Source organism: Mesorhizobium sp. M8A.F.Ca.ET.218.01.1.1 (assembly GCF_004791165.1).
Taxonomy (GTDB): Bacteria; Pseudomonadota; Alphaproteobacteria; order Rhizobiales; family Rhizobiaceae; genus Mesorhizobium.
In genome coordinates, this window is sequence record NZ_SRUZ01000006.1 from 348,422 (window position 1) to 372,686 (window position 24,265).

At 64.7% G+C, this 24,265-nt stretch carries 17 protein-coding genes and 1 pseudogene; 7 read left to right on the forward strand and 11 right to left on the reverse strand.

Annotated features, from left to right (window positions below; all coding sequences use genetic code 11):
* Nucleotides 1–13 precede the first annotated feature (13 nt).
* A complete protein-coding gene (locus EN861_RS36660) occupies nucleotides 14–8,104 on the reverse strand; it encodes an autotransporter outer membrane beta-barrel domain-containing protein (protein WP_281041222.1) in 8,091 nt (2,696 codons plus the stop codon).
* 549 nt (nucleotides 8,105–8,653) lie between these two features.
* Between EN861_RS36660 and EN861_RS22965 the strand changes: the two genes are divergently transcribed.
* Together EN861_RS22965 and EN861_RS22970 are read left to right on the forward strand one after the other, a co-directional pair.
* Entirely contained in the window at nucleotides 8,654–8,962 is a 309-nt protein-coding gene (locus EN861_RS22965; protein WP_127281103.1) for a hypothetical protein, read from the forward strand.
* A 126-nt stretch (nucleotides 8,963–9,088) separates the two neighbouring features.
* Nucleotides 9,089–9,565: an NUDIX hydrolase gene (locus EN861_RS22970; RefSeq protein WP_127869974.1), complete on the forward strand. Its 477-nt coding sequence runs from the start codon at nucleotides 9,089–9,091 to the stop codon at nucleotides 9,563–9,565.
* A gap of 3 nt (nucleotides 9,566–9,568) precedes the next feature.
* Here the strand turns inward: EN861_RS22970 and EN861_RS22975 are convergent, their stop codons facing one another.
* The 5 genes from EN861_RS22975 to EN861_RS22995 form a co-directional block, all read right to left on the reverse strand.
* Complete coding sequence (locus EN861_RS22975; protein WP_127281283.1) at nucleotides 9,569–10,420, reverse strand: citryl-CoA lyase; 852 nt, start codon at nucleotides 10,418–10,420, stop codon at nucleotides 9,569–9,571.
* Nucleotides 10,417–11,601, reverse strand: coding sequence for a CoA transferase (locus EN861_RS22980; protein ID WP_135865712.1), 1,185 nt, complete (start codon nucleotides 11,599–11,601; stop codon nucleotides 10,417–10,419). The genes EN861_RS22975 and EN861_RS22980 overlap by 4 nt, the downstream gene beginning before the upstream one ends.
* Nucleotides 11,602–11,616: 15 nt before the next feature.
* Nucleotides 11,617–13,140, reverse strand: coding sequence for a tripartite tricarboxylate transporter permease (locus tag EN861_RS22985; protein ID WP_127277132.1), 1,524 nt, complete (start codon nucleotides 13,138–13,140; stop codon nucleotides 11,617–11,619).
* 4 nt (nucleotides 13,141–13,144) lie between these two features.
* Complete coding sequence (locus EN861_RS22990) at nucleotides 13,145–13,681, reverse strand: tripartite tricarboxylate transporter TctB family protein (protein ID WP_135865714.1); 537 nt, start codon at nucleotides 13,679–13,681, stop codon at nucleotides 13,145–13,147.
* Nucleotides 13,682–13,823: 142 nt separating this feature from the next.
* Complete coding sequence (locus tag EN861_RS22995) at nucleotides 13,824–14,801, reverse strand: tripartite tricarboxylate transporter substrate-binding protein (RefSeq protein WP_127277127.1); 978 nt, start codon at nucleotides 14,799–14,801, stop codon at nucleotides 13,824–13,826.
* A gap of 183 nt (nucleotides 14,802–14,984) precedes the next feature.
* Here EN861_RS22995 and EN861_RS23000 point away from each other — a divergent pair, with 183 nt between their 5' ends.
* The gene (locus tag EN861_RS23000; protein ID WP_135865716.1) at nucleotides 14,985–15,755 is read left to right on the forward strand and encodes an IclR family transcriptional regulator; all 771 of its coding nucleotides are present in this window, start codon (nucleotides 14,985–14,987) and stop codon (nucleotides 15,753–15,755) included.
* Nucleotides 15,756–15,998: 243 nt separating this feature from the next.
* Complete coding sequence (locus EN861_RS23005) at nucleotides 15,999–18,497, forward strand: EAL domain-containing protein (protein WP_135865718.1); 2,499 nt, start codon at nucleotides 15,999–16,001, stop codon at nucleotides 18,495–18,497.
* A gap of 4 nt (nucleotides 18,498–18,501) precedes the next feature.
* Here EN861_RS23005 and EN861_RS36365 read toward each other — a convergent pair whose 3' ends face one another.
* The 3 genes from EN861_RS36365 to EN861_RS23015 form a co-directional block, all read right to left on the reverse strand.
* Nucleotides 18,502–18,978: an OmpA family protein gene (locus tag EN861_RS36365; RefSeq protein ID WP_245512086.1), complete on the reverse strand. Its 477-nt coding sequence runs from the start codon at nucleotides 18,976–18,978 to the stop codon at nucleotides 18,502–18,504.
* Nucleotides 18,975–19,577, reverse strand: a complete 603-nt coding sequence (locus EN861_RS36370) for a DUF4892 domain-containing protein (RefSeq protein ID WP_245512087.1) — start codon at nucleotides 19,575–19,577, stop codon at nucleotides 18,975–18,977. Before EN861_RS36370 ends, EN861_RS36365 begins: the two co-directional genes overlap by 4 nt.
* Before the next feature lie 88 nt (nucleotides 19,578–19,665).
* Nucleotides 19,666–20,205 carry a GNAT family N-acetyltransferase gene (locus tag EN861_RS23015; protein WP_135865721.1) on the reverse strand — a complete coding sequence of 180 codons (540 nt, stop codon included), beginning with the start codon at nucleotides 20,203–20,205 and terminating at the stop codon, nucleotides 19,666–19,668.
* Between the two features lie 227 nt (nucleotides 20,206–20,432).
* Here EN861_RS23015 and EN861_RS23020 point away from each other — a divergent pair, with 227 nt between their 5' ends.
* Nucleotides 20,433–20,888, forward strand: a complete 456-nt coding sequence (locus tag EN861_RS23020; RefSeq protein WP_135865723.1) for a DUF2214 family protein — start codon at nucleotides 20,433–20,435, stop codon at nucleotides 20,886–20,888.
* Here the strand turns inward: EN861_RS23020 and nth are convergent.
* Entirely contained in the window at nucleotides 20,882–21,688 is an 807-nt protein-coding gene (nth, locus tag EN861_RS23025; protein WP_135865725.1) for an endonuclease III, read from the reverse strand. The genes EN861_RS23020 and nth overlap by 7 nt on opposite strands.
* Before the next feature lie 22 nt (nucleotides 21,689–21,710).
* On the opposite strand from nth, the gene EN861_RS23030 reads away from it, so the two are divergent.
* On the forward strand, nucleotides 21,711–22,205 hold the full coding sequence (locus EN861_RS23030) for a DUF2244 domain-containing protein (RefSeq protein ID WP_135865728.1): 495 nt from the start codon (nucleotides 21,711–21,713) through the stop codon (nucleotides 22,203–22,205).
* A 59-nt stretch (nucleotides 22,206–22,264) separates the two neighbouring features.
* Here the strand turns inward: EN861_RS23030 and EN861_RS23035 are convergent.
* Nucleotides 22,265–23,079: pseudogene (locus EN861_RS23035) on the reverse strand (class I SAM-dependent methyltransferase).
* Nucleotides 23,080–23,194: 115 nt separating this feature from the next.
* Between EN861_RS23035 and EN861_RS23040 the strand changes: the two are divergent.
* The gene (locus EN861_RS23040; RefSeq protein WP_135865730.1) at nucleotides 23,195–24,073 is read left to right on the forward strand and encodes a bifunctional helix-turn-helix domain-containing protein/methylated-DNA--[protein]-cysteine S-methyltransferase; all 879 of its coding nucleotides are present in this window, start codon (nucleotides 23,195–23,197) and stop codon (nucleotides 24,071–24,073) included.
* Nucleotides 24,074–24,265: the final 192 nt, after the last annotated feature.

Consider the following 24,265-nt stretch of genomic DNA (forward strand, 5'->3'; position numbering starts at 1 on the left):
GCCTCGAGCCAGTCTAGAAACTGACCTTGAGAGACGCGCTGACTGCATTCTGTTTGACCGTTTCCCCGAAGGCGCCACTATACCTGACGGACATGCCGACGCCATTGACGCCATTCAACTCGAGGCCGGCGCCGACCCGATAGAGCGGCGAATCGATCGCCTCCGTCAAGTGCAATGCCGGGTTGCCGGGCAGATTCTCCGCAGCCGCGAAGCGTCCTTCGATCTCCCACTCCTTGGTTGAAAACTCCACCCCAGCCTTTCCATAGAGGCGAAGGCTGGCAATGTCGCTGAGTGCGATGTCGGTTCCAATTTCGAGCGCCGGCGTCGCCGCATAGAAGGTGTCCGCCGATCCGTCGAAGTTGAAACCGGCAGCCGACCCCTCTTCCTTTCCCGAAACACGCAGCCAGCGCGCGTCGAACTGCAAGGTCGGCTGCAGGTAGAACGCGCCCATCTGTTGCGTGAAGCCAAGCCGTGCCGAGCCACCGAACTGAGCGGTCTTCTGCGTGTAGGTGACGCTGTTGCCGATCCCGGGCAGCATTTCCTCGTCCAGATAATCGCCGATCAGCGTTTCGCCGGGAATGAAGAACGCCGGATCGATATGGGTATCGCGCTCGCCCTTGAAGGAACCGGTGCCGCCGCCGAGCGCGAAGTCGATGAAGTAATTCTTGTCGGCGTACTTCGCCAGCGCATAGGCCTGCCAGGCCTCACCGGTGGTTTGTGACAGCGGTTCGCCGTTGGCGTCGATCTTGGAGTCGAATTCCGTACGGCCGATGGTGGCGCCCAGCGACCAGTTCTGGCCGACCTCGCCGATGCCGCCAAGCGACATGGTCTTCAGGACGTCGTCGCGGCTGGTGGTCCCGGCACCCGCGTCGCGACTGTATTCGGCCTGCGGACTGATCGTCGCCCAGATGCAGCGGCCGTCGGGGTTCTTGTAGGCCGGCACGCCGGTGCATTCGCGCGCCGTTTCCAACATGATATCGGCCTCGCGGTTGATCATGTCGAACGTATGCACCGCATAGTGCGGCGTCAGTCGCGTCAGCGCGGCACCCAGTTCCTGCTCGTTGGGCAGGAAGCGCAGCATGTTGATCAACCGGGCCATCGGGTTGTCCGGGGTCGAGGCCGCTTCGACGTCGTCGAGATACTGCGCCAATTGGAACACGCCCGGATCGGTGGTTCCGGAACCGGGATCCTGCGCCAGTTCGAGGAAGGTCGGATTGTCGGCGTAGAGAACGAGATCGGTGCCGTTATCCACCTTGAACTGGAAGTTGAAGCCCACCGCCGGATGCAGGGTTTTCGCGTCGATGCCGGAATCGGTCATCGCCGAGCCTTTGGCCACCACATATTCGGTGAACAGCTTGTCGATCGTGAGGAAGTTCAACGGAGCCTCGCCGTTGAAGTCGCCCGCGCCTGTCAGCGCCAGCGCATCGGTGATCTGGTTGTTGAGGTCCACGTCGGTGACGAAGTCGCCGGAGAGAACCTGCTTGAAGCCGCCGCCGACATCCACTTTCGCAACCACGCCGATGCCCTGGTTGGTATAGAGCCCATCATTGGTGAACAGCCCGCCGCCGAGATCGATGGTCTTGAGGCCGACCATCGAGGAATCGGCGAAATTGTGGAAGCTGTTGTTGCCGCCGCCGAGATCGATGTTGCCGATGACGCGTCCCAACGTGTCGGCCGCCTTGGAATTGTTGACATGGTCATCGCCCGATGTGCCGGTGATGGCGAGCGGACTGAAATCGTCCAGCAGCGATTCCAGGATCGCGTTTGTCGGCACCACCGGGCCGGGCGCCAGCAGGAAAGCCTGAAACGCCTGGAACTGCGCTGCCTGGATCTCGAAAGTCGGCGTCGCCCCCATCGCGTAGAGCAGGCTGTGGTTGGTCAGCGTGTTGTCGGCGCCGCCGACGAGCATCGCCGCGACACCGGTTCCGGCCCCACCGATCGTATATTGGCCATTGAGGTTGATGGTGATGTTGCCCTTGGCGCCCTTGGCCGTGCTCTCGCCATAGACAGCCACCGAATCCGCGCCTTGTGCGAACAGGCTGTCACCCGCCGTCAGGTCGACCGCATGGGCGTCGCCATTGCCTGTCGCGCTCTGCCCGAACATGGCATAGGCACTCGCGCCCTTCACCCAGACCCGGCTGTCGGTGCTGGCGGATGCCGCCGCGGCGTCGCCGACACCACCTTGCGAGCCCGCGGCCGACTGGCCCATGCCGAGCGAATCGGTGCCGCCGGCGCCACCGCCGCCACCAACCGCCTGGGCGACGATGCCGTGGCCACGGTCGCCATCGGTCTCGATCGCGCCTGACTGGATGATGGTCACCTTGCCGCCGGTGCCCTTGGTGCCGCCGGGCGTGTTGAAGCCGATGGCATTTGGCCCGCCGCCGTCGTCATCGGCGCCAAAGCGGCCGAAGCCCGCTCCGCCAATGCCGCCGCCGCCGCCCACTGATTGTGCGATGATGCCGATCGAATCCTTGCCGGTGGTGGTGATCGTGCCGGTGCGGATGACGGTGACGTCGCCGCCATCGCCGCCTTTGCCGCCGACACCACCAATGGCCAACGCGTTCGAACTCTTGCCCTTGGCGTCACCGCCATAGCCGCCACCGCCGCCGACCGATTGCGCGACCACGCCATGCGCGCGTTCGCCATGGGTGATGATGGCGCCGGAAACGGTGACATCCACTTGCCCGCCATTACCGCCATTGCCGCCGAAGCCGCCAAGCTGCAGGGCGACCGATTCATCGCCTGCCGTGTCTGCTGACACCACGCCGCCATAACCGCCGCCGCCGCCGATGGACTGGGCGAAGATGCCGAGCGCGCCATCCTTCCAGGTCTCGATGGCGCCGTCATTGTTGACGATGACATGGCCGCCATTGGAGCCGTCGCCGCTTGGCAACGAGGCCGCGCCGCCGATCGTCATGTCGGCCTTCGAGGCGTTGGCCGCGGCACCCGATGCGCCGCCACCACCACCGACCGACTGCGCAAAAATACCGTGCGAGAGGTAGCCCAGGGTGGTGATCTTGCCGTGGTTGTCGACCGTCACGTCACCCCCGCGGCTGCCTACTCCACCCAGGCCGCCGATTGCCAGGGACACAGACGTCTCGGCGCTGCCCGTCTCGGTCGAACCGGCACCGGCGGCACCGCCGCCGCCGCCAATCGACTGCGCGAAGATGCCATAGGAATTGTCGCCCTTGGTCAGAATCTCGCCCGTGTCGAAGTTCGTGACATGAACGAAATCGCTCTTGCCGCCGTCGCCACCGGCTCCGCCGAGGCTGAGCGTAATGGCCACATTGGAGTCCTTGGCCGAAGTGCCGGAAGCGCCGCCGACGCCGCCGCTGCCGCCGATCGACTGCGCCATGATGCCGTGCGAATAGGCCGCCTCGGTGTGGATGTAGCCGCTGTTTTCGACGACGATCTTGCCGCCGTCGCCGCCGACCTTGCCCGATCCGCCGAGCGAGAGGTTGACGCTGACTTCCGAGTCATCGGTCTTTCCGGTGCTCTCGCCGGCACCGCCGGCGCCACCGCCGCCACCCACGGACTGCGCGAAGATGCCGATCGAGCGCTCCTGCTTGGTCCAGATTTCGGCCGTCCCAAGATTGAAAACGTCGACCTCGAAGCCACTGCCGCCGCCGCCGCCCGCCCCGCCGAGCGCGCCGCCGATGGCATATTTGCCGAGAACGCCCGATGTCGCCGAACCGCCGACGCCACCACCGCCGCCGATGGAGTTGGCTGAGATGCCGTAGGAATCGGCGCCGTCTGTGACGATCAGGCTCCGGTTGGTGACCGACACGGTGCCGCCATTGCCGGCGCCGCCGGCGGCAAGGCCGATGGCCGCGCCGATGCCCACGGATGTCTCGCCCTCGCTGCCGCCACCGACGATCTCCTCGTCGGTCGAGGCCGCTCCGCCGCCGCCGCCGCCGCCGCCGACCGACATGGCTAGTATGCCTATCGAATTGAAACCCTGGGTCCGGATCACGCCGGAATTGTCGACATGCACGCCGGCACCGATGACATTGCCGCCGCCATCAAGGCGGAACATCGCCGCATCGTTTCCGGACCCGCCTTTGCCGCCGATGCCGACATTGACGGTGACGCTCGTCTCGCTGGTGCCGCCCAGATGGAATGCCTTGGCGTTGCTCGCGCCGCCCATGCCGCCGCCGCCGCCCAGCGACTCCGCGACGATGCCCGAGGAGAAATCGCCCGTGGTCGTCAGGTTGCCGCTGTTGATCACGTCGACCGCGCCGGAAGTATTGCCTGTGCCCCCGCCGCCGCCGACACCGACATTGACCGCGACGTTGACCCCCTCGCCGCCGCCGAGATCGGCGGTCGCGCCATTGGTCGAGCCGCCATTGCCGCCGCCGCCGCCGATCGACTGAGCCATGATGGCCGCGCTCATGTCGCCGGCGGTTTGCACCGTCAAGGCGTTGTGGACGAGCACGTCATCGCTGACATTGCCGTCGCCGCCACCGCCGCCGATGCTGACCGTCGCATTGATGGCGACATCGTTGCCGTAACCGCCGGCCGCCCCCCAGGAATCGCCGCCATTGCCACCACTGCCGGCGACCGATTGGGCAAGAATGCCGACCGCCTGATAGCCACTGGTGACGATGCTGCCGCCACCGTTCAGGCCAGTGTCGACCGTCACCAGGTCGCTTCTGCCGCCATCGCCGCCCCAGCCGCCAACCGTAACACCCAGGCTGACACTGGCGTCGGTGCTGACAGCACCGGTGATTGTGGTCGCCCGCCCGCCATTGCCGCCGCCGCCGCCGATCGACTGCGCGACGATGCCGCCCGACCCGACCGCATCGGTATCGGCAATGATGTTGCCGTCCGCCTTGACCGTAACCTTGCCGCCAGGGCCGCCGTCGCCGCCAGTGCCGCCAATCGACACACCCACGGCGGCGGAGAAATAAAGACCGCCGCTGAAGGCGCCGGAATAGGCATTGCCGCCATTGCCGCCGCTACCGCCGACTGACTGAGCAAGAATGCCCTTGGAGCCGGCTCCCGCCACGTGAATGTCGCCCTTGTGGGTGACCGTGACCTCCTTGCTTAGATTCGCGTCGCCGCCACCGCCGCCAAGCGCCACGCCGGCCGCGCCGAACGCGCCAACGGCAACGGCCCCGGTGCTGCCGCCATTGCCGCCGCCGCCGCCGACCGACTGCGCCAGTATGCCATTCGAGAGCGCGCCCTTGGTTGTGATGTTGGCGTTGTTGATAACCTCGACGACGCCACCCGCGCCGCCACCGCCGCCCGCGCCGCCGATGCCGACGGCGGCGAAAAGCCCGCCGGCCACGGCAAAGCCGCCGTCGCCGCCGGACCCACCGACCGACTGCGCGAAGATGCCGTTGGACAGGTCGCCACCCGTATCGATCTTGCCGGAGTTGTTGACAAACACCTTTTCGCTCGTGCCCGCCGAGGCGCCGGTACCGCCCAGCGAGAAGGACGGGCCGCCCAAGGTGACGCTGAAGCCGCCAGACCCCCCACCGCCGCCGATCGATTGTGCCAGGATACCGTGCGACTGGTAGCCCCCGGTGCTGAGCGCGGCCGCGTTGATGACGTCGACCGTGCTGGAAACGCCGCCGCCTGCGCCCTTTCCGCCGATGCCGATGTTGACGCCGGCACCGAGCGCGACGACGCCGCCACCATTGCCGCCGCCACCACCGATCGACTGTGCCACCATGGCCGAAGACCGCTCGCGTGTCGTGGTGACGGAGCCGCCATTGTCGGTGATCTTGACCGCACTGGCGTCGCCCGCAACGCCGCCGCTGCCGCCGATGCCGACAGACGCGGCCAAGCCGAGGCCACCGACGAAGCTGCCATTGCCGCCACCGCCGCCGATCGACTGGACAAGGATACCGATCGAATCGGCACCCGCGGTTTTGACGACGGAATTGTCCGTAAAGAAGCTGGCGGCCATGCCTTTGCCGCCGCCCGCGCCGCTGCCGCCCACGCCGACATTCACGCCCAGGCTGCCGCTGATCACCGCGCCGGCATTGCCGCCGCCGCCGCCAATGGACTGCACGATGATGCCGGCCGACCGATCGTTGGACGTTGTCACGCTGCCATTGGAACGCGCATCGACAACGCCGCCATCGCCGGCGGCGCCGCCACTGCCGCCAACGCCCACGGAAACGATGGCCGAGACGGCGATCGAAAAGCCGCCATTGCCGCCGCCGCCGCCAACCGACTGCACGATGATGCCGGCCGAATCCGCGCCATGCGTCGTCACATCGGACTGGGTGCCGTTGAAGGTGACCGCATCGCCGGTGCCGCCGCCGGCGCCTTTCCTGCCGATGCCGACACTGACGCCGGCGCTGCCTGCGACGCTGCCGCCGCCATTGCCGCCACCGCCGCCGATCGACTGCGCGATGATGCCGGCGGAGCGATCCTGGAATGTTTCGACGCTGCCGCCGGTCGTCATGTTGACCGTGCCGCCCTTGCCGCCCGGGCCGCCTTCGCCTCCGACGCCGACCGAGATAAGCGCGGAGATCGACAACGCAAACCCGCCATTGCCGCCGCCGCCACCCACCGACTGGGTCAGGATGCCGGTCGAGTCGGTGCCATGCGTCGTCACATGCGAGGTGCCGACATTGTAGATGACGTTACCGCCGGCGCCGCCCGCGCCACCCTTGCCGCCAATCGAGGCCGAAACCGCTCCGCTGACCGTATAGCTGCCGCCGCCATTGCCGCCGCCGCCGCCCACCGATTGCGTCAGTATGCCGATGGCAGAGATTCCGCTCGTCTCGACCGTTGGACCGCCGGCGGCCTGCTGGACGTTGACGTCGCCGCCATTGCTGGCCGCACCGCCGGAACCGCCGACGCCGACCGCGACCACGGGGCCGCCGGCGATGGCGAAACCGCCATTGCCGCCACCACCGCCGATCGACTGGATGACGATGCCGATCGCGCCGTCGCCGCTGCCATCGGCGCCGGTCTTGATCGAGCCCCCGAGATTGCCGAAGACACTGCCGCCCTTGCCGCCGCCGCCGCCGGATCCGCCGAGTGCGATCGATCCGATCGCGCCGCCGCCGTCGCCGCCACCACCGCCGACCGATTCAACCAGCATGCCGATGGCGCCGACGCCGTTGGTGGTGATGGAACCCGTGTTGGTGCCGGTCGCTGTGCCGCCATTGTTTCCGTCTTGGCCCGAGCCGCCGCCGCCGAAGAAGCCGAAGGCTCCGCCGCCATCTCCGCCACCGCCGCCGACGGACTGGATGACCATACCGCTGGCGAAGTCGCCCATCGTGGTGATGTTTCCGGAATTCTTGCCATCCGCCAAGCCGCCGACGGTCGGCACGCCGCCATTGCCACCGCCACCGTTGATAATTCCGGTTCCCTGCGCTCCGTCGCCGCCGGAGCCACCGGCCGAGCGAACCAGGATGCCCTTTGAAAAGGTACCTTGCGTGTGAATGTCGCCTGCATTGTCCGCCGACGCCGAGCCACCATTGCCGCCGGAACCGCCATCACCACCTTTGCCGGATCCGATGCCGCCGACGGCGGTGCCGCCATTGCCGCCATTGCCGCCACTGGCGTTGACGGTGATACCGTTCGCCAGGTCCGCTGTCGTTGTGATGTTGCTGGTCGATGTGGTCGTCACGGTCGCGGTGCCGCCGTCGCCGCCTCTGCCACCGGTACCACCGTTGATCAGCAGCAGATGGAAGGCAAATCCACCATCGCCGCCATCGCCGCCACTTGCATTTGCACTGATGCCGCTCGCGGAGGCGCCACTGGTCTGCAACTGGGCCGTATTCGTGATATCGACGACGCCACCCTTGGCCCCATTACCGCCATTGCCGCCATCGACCTCGAAGAAGGGAGGGACAATGGTTGGCTCGACGGTCGAGCCGCCATTGCCGCCTCTGCCGCCAACGGCGCTGCCGACAAAGGCGCTGCCGACGCTCGATTGCGGATCATTATTTGTGTAGTTGACCGGTCCGGTGGGAGGATGGCCGTCATCCGCATCGGCATCGCCGATCACATTTGCGCCGTTGTCTCCGGGCGCACCGTCGTGATTGATCACGACCTGCGCATGGACTGGGCTTGTGTGCAGAAGGGCAAAACCGCTCAGAGCCGTGGCACCAAGCAACAGGGTCAGCCGCGCTGCCATGACTGCCAGACGAGGGTTTCCGGCCACCGGAGATTCTGCAACCCGGGGAAGTCGGCTCCCCGCCAGGAGCGGCATACAGGAGCGGCGTCCGACCGCTTCGCCGTCAAAATCCGCGCACTCAAAATCCGCGCACTCAAAAGAGCGCCTTGAGAACAACGCCATGCACTTAGCCCCCTTAGAGCAGGCGCTCCCAATCCCTCCTTGAGTTAGGCGCCCCCGCCACGGTCAGTCCACGCAATAAAATGCCGGCACTTTGCAATAAGGTTCAATGCATTGAGGCCAGCAGTCCGCAGTCCCGCTTGTGAAGTACTGGCTCAATTAGAATACATAAACTTGCGCCAGAAGGAACCGAAAACTTACGTAAGGGACACTGACCAAAGCCATCTGCTTTTCATAGTCGTCATATGACGGCAATCTGCGTCCCGGGACTAGGTGGCAGTCAGTACTCGGGTGCGGTTGGTGTGAGGGCGATCACCATTCTCGCCATGGCATCGCCGGACAAACACCCTATATATCCGGCGTGATGAGATTTTTTGTAGGAATTGCCGGATGCACATGCGTCGTTCATCGATGATTCTCGCATTGGCGATGCTGGCCGGAGCGGGGCCGGCCGGCTTTGCATCGCCCGCTTCGGCACAGGTGCTCAATCCCGCGGCCAGAAACAATGTGATCATCCAGCAGAATGATCTGCAGGCCTTGCAGAACCAAGTTCAGCGGCAGCAATTTCAGCAGCAGCAACAGCAGTATCGTGCCCAGGATCGCGTCATCGTCCAGCAGCCGCCGCCTGTCGTTCCGCAGGTCAGGCCGAGCTGCCAGACGCAGATAATCGGCAACACCGCCGTCAGCACCTGCCGCTGACAGACGGCACCTTCTTTTATTTAGCCGACTTACATGATAGGGCACTTTGGGTGCCCCCGCGGTCGTTTGGATTTTGCAAAGGCATCGCATCACGCTAAGGGGCATTGCAGCGACTGGATTGTTAAGATGGCAGCCACCAAGAAAAAGGCCGTACGCCAGGCCAAGAAAGGCGAAAGGATCCGCCAAGTGGCGGCGATTCCCTTTCGGCTGAACGCGCGCGGAGACATCGAGGTGATGCTGGTCACGTCGAGAACGACGAGACGCTTCATCGTGCCCAAGGGGTGGCCGATGAAAGGCAAGAGCGGGCGCAAGGCAGCCACTATCGAGGCGCTGGAGGAAGCCGGCGTGCGTGGCAAGACGCTGAAGCGGCCGGCGGGCACCTATTCCTACTGGAAACGCCTGGCCAACCGCTTTGTCCGCGTCGACGTCATCGTGTTTCTGCTGGAAGTGACGGAAGAGCTCGCCGACTGGCAGGAAGCCAAACGGCGGCAGCGGGCATGGCTGGCGCCGGCCGACGCCGCGATGCTCATCGACGAGCCCGATCTCTCGACGCTGGTGAGCACCTTGACGCTGCCCGAGCCCACGACGCTCGTGCGGCCATAAGCCTCAATTCTCGATGCCCTCGTCCCCAGGAACCGGCCGCGCCGGCGGGCCACTATAGGCCCACAGCCATTCGCGCGGCAGCGGCCCCTTGTTCCGCTCGGCCTGCTGCGATTGCTCCCAGGCATGCGCCAGGATGCCGACAGACCGCGACAGCACGAAGAGGCCACGCGTCAGCGGCGGCGGAAAGCCGAGTTCGCCGTAGATGACGGCGGTGGCGCCATCGATGTTGAGCGGGATTTTTTTGCCCTTGCGCCGCGCGACATCGGCCTCGACCGCCTCGGCGATGTCGGCGTACCGTCCATTGACGACGCCATGCGCGGCAAAATCTCTGACCAGTTCCAGCAGGCGCGGCGCGCGTGGATCGACAGGATGGAAGCGATGGCCAAGCCCCGGCACGTAGCCCTCTTCCTCCGCGAAGAACCGGTCGAGGCGTGCCGAGACCGCCTTGTTGAGGGCAATGCCGCCCTCGAGCGCCACGGCAATATCGCCATAGATGGAAAGCGCCTGCTCGCCGGCTCCGCCATGCACGTCGCCAAGCACATTGATGGCAGAGGCCATGGCGCTGTTGATGCCGACGCCGCAGGTTGCCGCCATGCGGGCGATGGCGATCGACGGCGCCTGCGGCCCGTGGTCGACGGCCGCCCCCAAAGCGATGCCGAGCAGTGCCGCCTGGTCCTCGCTGGGCAGTTCGCCACGCAGCATCAGCCAGATCATCGCGGGGAAGCTGACACGGCCGATCAGGTCCTGGATCTCGTAGCCGCGCAGCCGGATCATGCCGGGGCTCATCTCGATGATGCCGGTCCGCCACCATTCCTCGCCGCGCTCGCGGCCTGTTTTCTTCTCCACGCCGCTCATGCCCTGGCCTTTGCCTTGGCGCGCGGTGGCAGGCCGGCGAACACCTCGTCCATGTGCTCGCCCAGCACCGGCGGCGGCCGTGTCGGCAACGGTGCCGTGCCGTCGACCATGAACCCGCCGCGCAGGACGGTGAGTGGCCCGTCCATGCCGGCCACATCCTCGAAACGAGCCGTCACCTGGCGCTCGAGCACTTGTGGTTCGGTTAGCACTTGCGGGATCGTCAGGACCCTGCCCGCCGGCACGCCGGCTCGATTGAGCGCCTCTTCCCAAACCGCCGCCGGAGCGCTTGCCAGAGCGTCCTCGATCTCGACCTTGAGCGCCGCGCGGTTCTTCTTGCGCGTCTCGCGCTCGGCAAAGCGTGGGTCCGATGCCAGTTCCGGCCGTCCGATCAGCCGGCACAGCGTCACGAACTGCTCCTGCTTGTTGGCGGCGATGTTGATGAGCCCGTCGCCGGTGCGGAAGGCGCCGGAGGGAGCCGCGGTCATATTCTCATTGCCCATCGGCTTGGGATCGACCCCTGCCGTCAGATAGTTGGAGACAGGCCAGCCAAGTGCCGAAAGCGTACATTCGAGCATCGACACGTCGAGGAACGCGCCCTCGCCCGATGTCTTCTGCCGGACCAGTGCGGCGGCGATGGAGAACGCCCCGACCAACCCTCCCAGCGTGTCGGCAACGGGATAACCGACGCGCAGCGGCGCGGTTTCCGGCGTGCCGGTTATGCTCATGATCCCGGAAAGGCCCTGGACGATCTGGTCATAGGCGGGGTTGTCGCGCATCGGCCCGCTCTGTCCGAAACCCGATATCGCGCAATAGACGAGGCCGGGCCGCACAGCCTTCAACACATCGTAGCCGAGGCCGAGGCGCTTCATCACGCCGGGGCGAAAATTCTCGACCAGCGCGTCGGCGCTGGCGACCAGGTCGAGGAAGCGCTCGCGATCCGCCTCTTGCTTGAGGTCGAGCATGACGGACCGTTTGCCGGCGTTCTGCGCCAGGAACGACGCGCCCATGCCGGCGCCGTTGAGCTTTGGCGAACCGCCGAGCTGGCGCGCCAGGTCGCCGCCTTGCGGCCCTTCGACCTTGATCACGTCGGCTCCCAGCAAGGCCAGCTGATAGGCGCAGTAAGGCCCGGCGAGCACATTGGTGAGGTCGAGGACGCGGATACCGGAAAGCAGGTCTGTCATATCTTTTCAAATCGCTCAGGCATCGCCCGGCACATGTTCGGGCCCGCGCCGGCGCCGGTGCTCGATGAAGGCCCAGACATGCGGCCCGACAAGGCCGATGAAGGCGAGCGTCAGCAAGGTCAGCGACAGCGGATGCTTGTAGAACACCGACCAGTCGCCGTTCGATATGGTCATCGCGCGGCGGAACTGGGTTTCGGCGAGCGGCCCCAGGATCATGCCGATGATGACGGGCGCGGTCGGGAAATCGAAGCGCCGCATCAGGAAGCCCGCGGCCCCCAGGAGATAGAGGATGACGAGATCGATCGGCGACTGCGAGATGCCATAGGTGCCGACAGTGGCGAACACCAGAATCCCCGCATAAAGCTGCGGTGCCGGGATTTTCAGCAGCCGCACCCACAGCCCGATCAGCGGCAAATTGAGGATGACCAGGATGACGTTGGCGATGAACAGGCTGGCGATCAGGCCCCAGACAAGGTCGGCCTGTGTCGTCAGGAGCAACGGCCCGGGATTGATGCCGTAGCTCTGGAAGGCCGACAGCATGATCGCCGCCGTCGCCGAGGTCGGCAGACCGAGCGTCAGCATCGGCACCAGCACGCCTGCCGCGGACGCGTTGTTGGCGGCCTCGGGCCCGGCAACGCCTTCGATGGCGCCGACCGTTCCGAATTCCTCCTTGTGCTTCGACAGTTTCTTTTCGATCGCATAGGACAGGAAGGTCGGGATCTCTGCGCCGCCAGCCGGCATGGCGCCGATCGGAAAGCCGATCGCGGCGCCGCGCAGCCAGGCTTTCCACGAACGCCCCCATTCGGCCGCCGTCATGTAGAGCGAGCCTTTCAGCGGCACGATCTCGTCCTTGCCGGCATAGCGGCGCGAGGCCATGTAAAGTGTCTCGCCAACCGCGAACAGGCCGACGGCGGCGATGATGACGTCGACGCCGTCGAGCAGTTCGGTCATGCCGAAGGTGAAGCGCGGCTGGCCCGTCTGCAGATCGACGCCGATCATGCCGATTACGAAGCCGGCAAACAGGCTGGTCAAACCCCGCACCGACGATGAACCAAGCACCGCCGAAACGGTGATGAAGGCCAGCACCATCAGCGAGAAATATTCGGCCGGGCCGAAGGCCAGCGCGAACTTGACCACGACAGGCGCCAGGAAGGCGACGCCCAGCGTGCCGAGCGTGCCGGCGACGAAGGAGCCGATCGCCGAGGTGGCGAGCGCGGCGCCCCCGCGGCCGGAGCGGGCCATCTTGTTGCCTTCCAGCGCGGTGACGATGGTTGCGCTCTCGCCTGGCGTGTTGAGCAGGATCGACGTCGTCGAGCCGCCATACATGGCGCCGTAATAGATGCCGGCGAACAGGATGAAGGACGCCTCCGGCGCCACCTGGTAGGTGATCGGCAAGAGGAGCGCGATGGTCAGTGCCGGCCCGAGGCCAGGCAACACGCCGATGGCCGTGCCGAGCGTGGTGCCGAGCAGGCACCACAAAAGATTGGTCGGCGAGAATGCGACCGCAAAACCGTGTGCGAGATGGCCGAGCGTTTCCACGGTCTCAGCCTCCCAGCGTGCTGGTGAAGGCGTCGATCACCGTATTCAACTGGTTCTCGATGAAGCCGGCGCCGATGTTGACGCCGAGCGCCTTGGCGAAGCCGAAATAAGCCGCCAGCGCCAGCACCAGCCCGGTAAGTACATCGCGCAGCGTGTGCCTGCTGCCGAAGCCGTAACAGACCAGAACGAACATGATGACCGATGCGGCGGTGAAGCCAAGCGGCTGGATGAGCACCAGATTGGCCAGAAGACCGATGACGACGAAGCCCATCGCCTTCCAGTCGGTCGAAGTTTCCTTTTCCTCCTCCGGCTGCCAGCCGCCGCGAAGTGCGGCGAGGATGAGCAGCAGGGAGAGCACCACGAGGCCGACCATGGTGAGATAGGGAAAGACAGTCGGACCGACCTTGGAATAGAGCGGCGACACCGGGATCGCCAGCGTCTGCCAGGCGACAGCCCCGGCGCAGGCCAGAAGGCCGATGCCGATCGACAATTCCGGTACGGCAAGGCGTGGGGGCGCCGCCGGCTGGTTGATGGTGCTCATGAACGTCCTCCCCGTTATGGCCGAGACCGGCGGCAGCCCGCAGCCAGCCTGCACCGTACCTTCACCTTTAGACCGATCGCCTCCCTACGGTCGGCTGCGATTGAAAAATGAGGGGCGGAGCGAGCCGCCCCTTGGGGAAAAATCAGGCGAGACCGAGATCCTTGAGGATGGCCTCGATGCGAGCCGAATCCTCGGCGACGAATTTCGCATAATCGTCGCCGGTGAGCAGGATGGACGTCCAGTTGCGGTTCTTGCATTCGCTCGCCCATGCATCGCTCTTGGCCATGGTCTCGACCAGCGTGATCATCGCCGCCTTGTCGGCATCGGAAACGCCGGGTGGCGCGAAGACGCCGCGCCAGTTGAACAGTTCCACATCAATGCCGGCTTCCTTCAGCGTCGGCGCGTCGATGCCGTCCTGGCGCTTGTCGGCCGAAATGGCGAGCAGCCTGAGCGCGCCGGCCTTGACCTGCTCGGAGAACTCGCCGAAGCCGGAAATGCCGGCCGCGACCTGGTTACCGAGCAACGCCGACAAGGCCTCGCCGCCGCCCGCGAACGGCACGTAGGAAAGGCTGGGGGCCGGAACGCCGACCGTCTTGGCGATCAGGCCGAACAGGATGTGGTCTGAGCCTCCGGCGGAACCGCCCGCGACTGGAACCTTCGTCGGATCGGCCTTGAGAGCCGCGACGAAATCGGCGGCCGTCTTGAACGGCGAGTCCGCCGGCACCACCAGCGCCTCGAACTCACCGGTGAGACGGGCGATGGGGGTAACTTGGGTCAGGTTGTTGGCTGCCTTGTTGGCGATGATGGCACCCACCATGACCATGCCCGCGACCATCAGCGAATTGCCCTTGCCGCCCCACTGATTGATGAACTGCGGCAGCCCGACCGTGCCGCCGGCGCCCCCGACATTGGTGATCTGCGAGCCCGAGATGAGCTTCTCGCTGCGCAGCACCTGGTCCATCGTGCGCGCCGTCTGGTCCCAGCCGCCGCCGGGTGCCGCCGGCACGAAGACCTGGATTTGCGGTGCACCTTCTGCGAAGGCGGGTGAGAAATGCGATGCCACCAGCCCGGCCGCGCCTGCCGCCGCCGTACTCATCAAAAATCTGCGTCTGTTCAGCATGGGATTCCTCCAGATCACGACACCTCCTCCGGTGCCTGCCAAAACGCGCCTGTTCACAGACCCGTGATCGAGTTCAAGCAGATTTTACCTCGTTCCGTCAACAGGAACGATATTCTGCTGGACAGAACGCTCCAGCGGCGCGACAGAGTGGTTCCGCTCGGGCTTCTCCGATTTGGAACCGCAATGGACTTACCAGCCAACTCAGCCGATGTGGAAATCCGCCGAGCGTCCGCCGACGGTGTTGCCGCACTCGATCGGGCGATCGCCATCCTCGATGCTTTCACCACGGTCGACCGCTCGCTTAGCCTGGCTGAAATCGCGGGGCGCACCGGCCTCTACAAAAGCACGATCCTGCGGCTCGCCAATTCGCTGTTGCGCGGCCACCTGCTCGAGCGCCTCGACGATGGGCGCTACCGTGTCGGGCCCGCCGCCTTTCGGCTGGGCGCGCTTTACCAGCGCTCGGTCGTGGCGGTCGACATACTGTTGCCGATCATGCGCGAGCTCTCAGAACGAAGCTGGGAGAGCGTTGCCTTCTACGTCCGCTCGGGAGACGTGCGCACCTGTCTCTATCGGGTCGAATCCAAGCATCCGATCCGCTACACGATACGCGAAGGCGACGTATTGCCTCTGCTGGCCGGCTCCGGCGGCCGCGTGCTGGCAGCGTTTTCCGGCCAGCAGGGCGAACCCTACGAAACCATCCGCAAAACCTACAACTGTCTCGCCGTGGGCGATCGCGACCCCGAGACTGCTGGCGTGTCGGCGCCGGTTTTCGGGCCGGGACATGTGCTGCTTGGCGCGTTGACGCTGGCTGGTCCAAGCACGCGCGTCGACGCAGCCTTCCTGCAGCGCATGAAACGTCCGCTGCTCGAGGCGGCGGCTCGTGCCACCCGTGCCTTCGGTGAGGATGCCTCCATGCTGGAGCAGGCGAGCCTAGCGGCGGACGCTCTGCCGTAGCCGCGCGGCTACGGCCGGAAGAGGGCCGCCAGGTTTCGAATACAAACTGATTCAACTTGAAGCTGTTACTTGACGCAGCGTAATATTCGGTCATTCCCGGCAGCCGGAAACTATTTATTTGCTGTTAAGCCCCTCATGATACCCGGATTGGTGTCGCCATCTGAGCGACATGAGGGAGCAACATCGTCTCAACCGGCGGATGAAACAGCCGGACGGACGCGCTGACAGGATCATGGCACGTCCATGAATTCGATGAAGCTGTCATCGATCGACGCAAGCCCCCGCCTTCTCGGGCTTGTGTGGCCGTTCGTCGCCGTCGTTCTCATTCAGGCGCTGGTCGCCAGCCTGAGCCTCTATACGCTTTCGGCGGTTCGCGCCTATGTCGGCGGCGAAAGCCAGTGGTCCAAGGGGCAAAAGCACGCCATCTATTTCCTCAGCCTCTACGCCGATACCGGCAATGAGGAATTCTTCAGCGAGTATCGTGCCGCGATCGCCGTTCCACTGGCCGATCGCTCGGCCCGTCTGGCCCTCGAGCAGTCCGAGCCCGACACCCAGGCTGCACGCGCGGGCTTTCTGCACGGCAGGAACCACCCGGACGACGTTGCGGGGATGATCTGGCTGTTCCAGAATTTCCGTAGCTTCAGCTATCTCGACGCCGCCGTGCGGCACTGGACGGCGGCCGATGTCATGATCCTCGCCATCCGGCAGCTCGGCGACGAGATGCACGACAAACTGAGCAAGGCCCCGGCATCCCTGGCCCAGATCAGCGCCTGGAAGACGCAAATCCATCAACTCGATCGAGAGATCAGCCCGCTCTCCAAGGCCTTCTCGGACAGCCTCGGCGAAGGATCGCGCTTCATCAAGATGCTGCTCACCTTTGCCAATCTCGTCACCGCCGCCTTGCTGATACTGCTCGCCGTCTGGCGCACCCGCAAACTTCTGGCGCAGCGCCAGGCCTTCCAGCTGGCGCTCAACGCCGAGCGCGAGCGCGCCCAGGTCACGCTGGCTTCGATCGGCCAGGCCGTCATCAGCACCGGCCCCGATGGGCGGCTGGACTACATGAACGCGGTTGCCGAGAAATTGCTGGCATGCCCGTTCGGCTCCGCCAGAGGCAAGCCGTTGGCGTCGCTGTTTCGGCTGGTGGACAAGGACACCAGCGTCGAAGAGCCTCAATTGATCGAACGCCTGCTGGCCGGCGAGCCACGCCGCTCCAGCGCCCGTCCGCAATTGCTGCAGCGGCCGGACGGCTCCGTTGTTCCGGTCGCGCTGACCGGCGCGCCGCTGCTCGTTTCCGGTGGGATCGTCGGCGCCGTGCTGGCCTTCCACGACATGACCCGGGAAGAGGATTATATCGAGCGGCTTTCCTGGCAGGCTTCGCATGACGCGCTGACCGGGCTCGCCAACCGGCGTGATTTCGAAAGCCGGCTGGAACGGACGATCGTCGAATTGCAGGACGGGGCCCGCCAGCATGCGCTGATGTATCTCGATCTCGACCAGTTCAAGCTGGTCAACGATACGTGCGGCCATGCCGCTGGCGACCAGTTGCTGCGCCAGATCTCCTCGCTGCTGATCAACGAGCTGGGGCCGGGCGACGTGCTGGCCCGGTTGGGCGGGGATGAATTCGGCGTGCTGCTGATCGATTGCGAGGCGGACAATGCGGCCGACATCGCCGAACGGCTGCGCGCCGCCGTGCAGGAGCTGCATTTCGCCTGGGATGGCCGGCCTTTCAACACCAGCGTCAGTGTCGGCATGGTGCAGATCGCCAATACGCATGTGACGATCGAGGAGGCACTGCGTGCCGCCGACGTCGCCTGTTACATGGCCAAGGAGAAAGGCCGCAACCGCGTCCAGATCCATAGCGACGGCGACGTCGCCTTGCGCGAGCGCTTCGGCGAGATGGCCTGGGTGCAGCGCCTGCACGCCGCGCTCGAAGAAGATCGCTTCAGGCTTCATGCCCAGGAAATCTGGCCGCTCAACGACGACGTCGCCGAGGCTGGAGCGCATATCGAGATTCTCTTGCGGCTGACCGATGAAGACGGCGGCTTCGTTACCCCGCAGAGCTTCATTCCCGCCGCCGAGCGCTACGGCCTGATGCCGTCGATCGACCGTTGGGTGGTGCGCAATACATTCCGCATCCTGGCGGCGCGGCAAGCCGATCAGCGCATGCCGCCGATTGCCACATGCGCCATCAATCTTTCCGGAGCGACGTTCGGCGACGAGACGTTTCTCGGCTTCCTGCGCGAGCAGTTCCTCGTCCATGGCATTTCGCCGGCCATGATCTGCCTGGAGATCACCGAAACCAGCGCCATCGCCAATCTTACCAGTGCCATGCGCTTCATGGCCGACCTGCGCGGGTTGGGCTGCCGTTTCGCGCTCGACGATTTCGGCTCCGGCATGTCGTCCTTCGCCTATCTGAAGCACCTGCCGGTCGACTACCTCAAGATCGACGGCAGCTTCGTCAAGGACATGCTGGATGACCGCATCGACCGCGCCATGGTCGAGATGATCCACCATATCGGCAAGGTCATGGGCAAGCACACCATCGCCGAATTCGTCGAAAGCGACGACATCGCCGCCGCTCTGAAGACCATCGGCGTCGACTATGCCCAGGGCTACGGGATCGCCAGACCGACGCCGTTCGATGCCTCGACGGTGCTGCTGGGCCGGAGCGTCACGCCGGTCGCGCCGAGCGCCGATCCATGGGCCGACCTTGCTCGGAAACTGGGTCGCAAGGCCGGCTAAACGATCAGTTCAGTTTCACCAGAACCACCCGGCGGTTCTTGGCACGGCCCGCCTCGTCATCATTGCTGGCGACGGGCGCCATCATGCCGGCGCCGGCGGCGGTCAGCCGCTTGCCGTCGATGCCATATTTCGACACCAGCACCTTCTTGACCGCTTGCGCACGCCGCGACGACAGATCGATATTATAGTCGAAGGCGCCCTGATTGTCGGTGTGACCGACGACGATGACCGCCATATCGGGTTCGTTTGCCAGCAGCGTTGAAATCTCCTTAAGCGTTGGTTCCGATTCCGGCTTGATGACCGCCTTGCCGGTGTCGAAGAAGATGCCGTAGAGGGAAATGCTGCCGGTGGCGGAAATCGAATCCGCCATCTTGGCCGCCTCGACGACCACCATTTTCTTGTCGCGCGCCTTGGGTTCCAGCACCTGCACAACGGCAACGGTGCGGCCGTTGAGTTCCTTGCAGTAGAGATCGTCGGTCAACGAATAGGTCTGTACCGTGATATAGGCCCGCCGCCGTCCTGTGGCACCTTGGCCGAGAAATAGCGCTGGTCGTTGATGCCGGAAGCCAACGCGCAAGCGCCATTGGAGAATGCCGCGTCCTTGAGATCGCTTTCGTGGAAGGAATACATCGTCAGGCTCATGTCGCCGCCGCCGCCGCTCGACGAGCGGTCGGCAGCGCCGCCACATTCCTCCTTCTTGCATTCGAACAGGACTTCGCCGCCTGCTGCCTTGATCACATCCTGATAATTGCGCAGCACCTCGAGCGGCGAGCGCTCGGCCGGCAGCACATAGGCGATACGGGTCAGGGCACCCTCCACCTCGGCCTTCTTGTCCGGCGCGAAAACGCGATTGTTCATGGCGTCGCGCGCGTCCGGATCTGCGCTTGGCTTCAGGGGCGACAGCGGTACGCTGAAGTCGGTAAAGGCAAGCTTTGCGTAGGACACGATGAAAGAGCCTTCGTAGCGCTTGGCCAGTTGATTGTCGGCGGCGCCCCCGATATCGGCGGTCGGCACCGTCGCGTCGGCTGCCGCGAGCCGCACTGTCAGCGCGAGAACAAGCCCCGCCCAGAAAAACCTCATGATTGTCGACTTTAATGCATGCATCGATCGATCCCCTCGCTTGATGATCGATGCTAGCAGAGCGGGTATGTCCAGTCGATGACGCCACTCAGGGCAGCCGCTCCAGCAGGATGGTCGGCGCATCGTGATAGAGGGTCTGCGTCAGCTCGGTATAGCCGCACTTCCTGGCGACGTTCAACGAGGCCGTATTTTCGGGATCGATGATGCAGACGGTTCTGGCACGTCCGAACGTCTCGTCGCCCCAGCCATGCACACGGCTGACGATCTCCGTGGCAAGGCCAGCGCCATGCGCGGCCGGAGCGAGCGCCCACCCCGCCTCGGGGATGCCTTCGATCGACGGCTCCATGTCGCGCTTCAGATCGTGGAACCCGGCCTCCCCGACGAAGCGGCCAGTCGCTTTCTCCTCGATGGCCCAGAACCCATAGCCCAACAGCGACCACAGGCCGGCGTGACGCAGGAAGCGCATCCAGCTTTCCTCACGCGTACGCGGCTTGCCGCCGATGAAACGGGTGACGACCGGATCGGCCCACATCGTGGCATAGGCATCGAAGTCGCCGAGCTGGTGTGGCCGCAGGATGGTTCGTGGCGTCTCGATGACGGGGGCGACAGTCGCTTGCGTCGGATTCATTGGATTTGCCTCGCGTTACGGCCTGCGGGTTAGCAAATCGACGGCGCCGTGCAAGAGCCAGGGAACCCAGGGACCGTCATCCAGGACGAAAGCGCGACGTCCGGCTGCCTTCACGACATCCGGGCAGCGCTTTGGGATTTTTGCGCGGCGGTGTTATTTTCGACGCGGGCTGATTCAGCAGCCCAAATTTTGAGGCGCCCAGTGCCGCCGATCCGAGGGAAACGAGCATGGACACCACCGACCTCGTGCTCGCCATCATCCACCATCTGCTGGTGTTCTCGCTGGCGGGGATCATCGGCGCCGAATTCGTGCTGATCCGTGGCGACCTGCCCGCCGCGACGCTCAAGCGGCTCGCCGGCATCGACCGCCACTACGGCATCATCGCCGCGCTCATCATCATCGTCGGCATCGGCCGTGTCGTCTGGGGGCTCAAGGGCTGGGAGTTCTACGTCCACAATTTGGTGTTCTGGGCCAAGATGGCGGCGTTCGGCATCGTCGGCCTGCTGTCGATCGTCCCGACGGTGCGTTTCATTTCCTGGAGCCGGCAGGCGAGTACCAATCCTTCCTTCGCCGTGCCTGTCGGCGAACTGGCCTCGGTGAAGACCTATATCCGCGCCGAGGCGTTCGTCTTCCTGCTGATCCCGGTCTTCGCGGCGGCGATGGCGCGTGGCTACGGCTACTGATCGTCGGCGGAAACCGTTTCAAGTGGAGCGATCGGCACCAGGGGTGCCGGAATGCTGGTCGTCTTCACCTCCGCCTTGCAGATATCGGCGATGACGCAGGCCGGACAATCCGGCTTGCGCGCCTTGCAGACATAGCGGCCATGCAGGATCAGCCAGTGATGGGCGTGGCGCATATATTCGTCCGGGATGATCCTCAACAATCCCTGCTCGACCTGTTCTGGGGTCTTGCCGGGCGCCAGGCCAAGCCGGTTGCCGATGCGCAGGATGTGCGTGTCGACCGCCATCGTATGTTGGCCGAAGGCCATGTTGAGCACGACATTGGCGGTCTTGCGCCCGACACCGGGCAGCTTGACCAGCTCATCGCGGTCGTCAGGCACCTCGCCGCCATGGTCGCGGATCAGCGCCTCCGACAGGGCGATGACGTTCTTGGCCTTGTTGCGCCAGAGACCGATGGTCCTGATAAAGTCGCCGACCCTGGCTTCACCGAGCGCCAGCATCTTTTGTGGCGTATCGGCAACCTTGAACAAGGCACGCGTCGCCTTGTTGACGCCCGCATCGGTCGCTTGCGCCGAAAGCACCACGGCCACCAGCAGCGTGAAGGCATTGACATGTTCGAGCTCGCCCTTGGGCTCAGGCCGCTGCACTGAAAAGCGCCTGAATATCTCGCGCACTTCCGTCGGGCTATAAATCGATCTGGACCGCGCGGGCCTGGGGCGCGGTTTGGCGTTCGCGCCGTCGCGCCGTCCGGGCAACAGTTCACTTTTGGGCAGGGACGAATCTTTGGACTTGGGGCGCGCCATTTCCCTCCTATAATAGTCTGTCATGAGCGACACAAACGCCTCGTTTCAGGCTGATGAGCCCTTCTTTCATGCATTGCTGACCCCACACCGGTCGCTGGGCAGGACGGGCTTCCTGATCCTGATGGGCGCCCTGACGTTCGGCTGGCTGGTGACGGGCGCGTTCTTCCTGTCCCGCGGCGCCTGGCCGGTGTTCGGCTTCTTCGGCCTCGACGTGATCGCCGTTTACATCGCCTTCCGCGTCAACTATCGGGCCGCCCGCGCCCGCGAGGAAGTGTCGGTCTCGCGAACCAGCCTCGATATCCGCAAGACGGCCCCCTCGGGAAAGTCGGAAGCGCACCGCTTCAATCCGTTTTGGGCTCGGTTTTTGATCGCCCGGCACGCCGAGATCGGCATCACCAGAATGACCGTGGAAGCACAGGGCCAGAACGTGCCGATCGGCGGCTTCCTCGATCCCGATTCCCGCGAGAGCTTCGCCACCGCCTTCGCGCGCGCTCTGGCGACCGCCAAGGCGCGCTAAGCAATTCCCAGAAAAGTGTGAAGCGGTTTTCCGTCCGCAATTGCGGCAAACAATGTGCTTCAGAAGCGATACCGCAGCAGCCTGCCGACCTTGCGCAGCGCCGGAATGTGTTTCCAAAGGCGGACGAACAGCTTGGCGGACCAGCCCATGCGGGCAGCGTGCTCGGGCTTGTAGGCCGAAATATCCTCGATGAACCGCAGCTTCGGAACCGCTAGTTCCAGCTCGTGCGGGTCGTCGATCGCCCAGTGGACCTCGGCGCCCGTCGCCTTGATCGTCGGATTGAGGCGAAGCAGCGTCAGGCCGAAACGGCTGTAGGCGTCGAAGATCAGTTCGCCGCCGGCAAGATGCGAGACAAGCCGTGAAAGCAGGCGCAGCCCTTCGTCGGCGGGGAGATAGGGCGTCACCCCTCCGCCACCACGATGGCCAGGCGGTTGCGAGGCACGTCGGCCAACCAGCCGGGCTCGGTCACCGACGAAGCGATGAGGTGGTAATGGTCGCGGGACGGGTAGAGCTTGCGCCTGAGTTCGATCACTTCGGGATAGTCGATATCGAACCAGTCCACCCACGGTGGAGGATCGACCCGGAAGATGCGGGTATCAAGCCCGCAACCCAGATGCAGCACGATGGCGCCAGGATTTCTGGCCAGAAAATCCTCGACGCGGACGTCCAATGTCTTGGCTCGGATCGCCAGGCCGATGCCGAGATTCTCGTCGACCTTGAGCCTGGCGAAATCATAGTCGATCTTGCGCAGCGCCGCGTCGGCGAAATGGTCCCCGAGCAGCGACTGGGGCATCCTGCTCTCCAGCGCCTTGCCGTACAGGGTCATGAGCAAGGTCTCTTTTGCTCCCGTCAAATGTACTTTTTCGCCAACCATGAGCGGCTCCCGGGCTCGAATCCCCAGTCTATCTGGGCAGGTGCTGCAAGAAGGCAAGTTTCGGGTGGCGATCGGCGCCCCAAGGGGCGATATTCCCGCCCAAGGAGACAGGTCCATGAGCACACACACGGCAGTCCTCAAGAGGGACATCACGCCCGAGGGCAGCGACTACGAAATCGTGCGCCGCGCCATCGAGAAGATCAGCCTCGACTATCGCGACCAGCCATCGCTGGAAGAACTGGCCGAAGAGGTCGGCGAGACGCCGACCGGCTTGCAAAAACTCTTCACCCGCTGGGCCGGTCTGTCGCCCAAGGCCTTCCTGCAGGCGGTGACGCTGGACCATGCGCGCAAGCTGCTCGATTCCGGCATGCCGCTGCTCGAAACCTCTTTTGAACTGGGCATGTCCGGTCCCGGCCGGCTGCACGACCTGTTCGTCACCCATGAGGCGATGTCGCCTGGCGACTACAAGACGCGCGGCGCCGGCCTCACCATCCGCTACGGCTATCACCCCTCCCCATTCGGCACCGCCTTGATCATGGCCACGGACCGCGGGCTTGCCGGCCTCGCGTTCTGCGACGCCGGCGAGGAGCGCACCGCCTTCGCCGACATGTCGGGGCGCTGGCCCAACGCCCTCTATGTCGAGGACCGGGAAGCGACAGGCCCTTATGCCGCGCGCATCTTCGAGCCGACGTTGTGGCGCGCCGACCAGCCGCTGCACGTCGTCATGATCGGCACCGACTTCCAGGTCCGCGTCTGGGAAGCCTTGCTGCGGATCCCGATGGGCAAGGCCCGCACCTATTCCTCGATCGCCGCCAGCATCGGCGCGCCGAGCGCCAGCCGCGCGGTCGGCGCCGCCAACGGCGCCAACCCGCTCTCTTTCGTGGTGCCTTGCCACCGCGCCATCGGCAAATCAGGCGATCTTACCGGCTATCACTGGGGCCTGACCCGCAAGCGCGCCATCCTGGGCTGGGAGGCGGGGCAGATTTCGTCCTGAAATGTCGATTTTTAATTCCGGTTCCAAGGAATATATGAATATTCGGATTTTAAAGTATTAGTGCGAATCTTTTCGGAATCGCTGGATACAACCGGTGACAACCATCGGTTTCTTCATGACTGTTGTTTCGCCACTTTATTTGAGTTTACGCTAAATTAACCATGCTAAAGCGATGATGACCCATATTAATTC

What these genes read in the sequence shown, in the direction of transcription:
- EN861_RS36660 (WP_281041222.1), bottom strand. Translation starts at nt 8,104, where the DNA reads ATGGCAGCGCGGCTGACCCTGTTGCTTGGTGCCACGGCTCTGAGCGGT.
- EN861_RS22965 (WP_127281103.1), top strand. Translation starts at nt 8,654, where the DNA reads ATGCACATGCGTCGTTCATCGATGATTCTCGCATTGGCGATGCTGGCC.
- EN861_RS22970 (WP_127869974.1), top strand. Translation starts at nt 9,089, where the DNA reads ATGGCAGCCACCAAGAAAAAGGCCGTACGCCAGGCCAAGAAAGGCGAA.
- EN861_RS22975 (WP_127281283.1), bottom strand. Translation starts at nt 10,420, where the DNA reads ATGAGCGGCGTGGAGAAGAAAACAGGCCGCGAGCGCGGCGAGGAATGG.
- EN861_RS22980 (WP_135865712.1), bottom strand. Translation starts at nt 11,601, where the DNA reads ATGACAGACCTGCTTTCCGGTATCCGCGTCCTCGACCTCACCAATGTG.
- EN861_RS22990 (WP_135865714.1), bottom strand. Translation starts at nt 13,681, where the DNA reads ATGAGCACCATCAACCAGCCGGCGGCGCCCCCACGCCTTGCCGTACCG.
- EN861_RS22995 (WP_127277127.1), bottom strand. Translation starts at nt 14,801, where the DNA reads ATGCTGAACAGACGCAGATTTTTGATGAGTACGGCGGCGGCAGGCGCG.
- EN861_RS23000 (WP_135865716.1), top strand. Translation starts at nt 14,985, where the DNA reads ATGGACTTACCAGCCAACTCAGCCGATGTGGAAATCCGCCGAGCGTCC.
- EN861_RS23005 (WP_135865718.1), top strand. Translation starts at nt 15,999, where the DNA reads ATGAATTCGATGAAGCTGTCATCGATCGACGCAAGCCCCCGCCTTCTC.
- EN861_RS36370 (WP_245512087.1), bottom strand. Translation starts at nt 19,577, where the DNA reads ATGAGGTTTTTCTGGGCGGGGCTTGTTCTCGCGCTGACAGTGCGGCTC.
- EN861_RS23015 (WP_135865721.1), bottom strand. Translation starts at nt 20,205, where the DNA reads ATGAATCCGACGCAAGCGACTGTCGCCCCCGTCATCGAGACGCCACGA.
- EN861_RS23020 (WP_135865723.1), top strand. Translation starts at nt 20,433, where the DNA reads ATGGACACCACCGACCTCGTGCTCGCCATCATCCACCATCTGCTGGTG.
- nth (WP_135865725.1), bottom strand. Translation starts at nt 21,688, where the DNA reads ATGGCGCGCCCCAAGTCCAAAGATTCGTCCCTGCCCAAAAGTGAACTG.
- EN861_RS23030 (WP_135865728.1), top strand. Translation starts at nt 21,711, where the DNA reads ATGAGCGACACAAACGCCTCGTTTCAGGCTGATGAGCCCTTCTTTCAT.
- EN861_RS23040 (WP_135865730.1), top strand. Translation starts at nt 23,195, where the DNA reads ATGAGCACACACACGGCAGTCCTCAAGAGGGACATCACGCCCGAGGGC.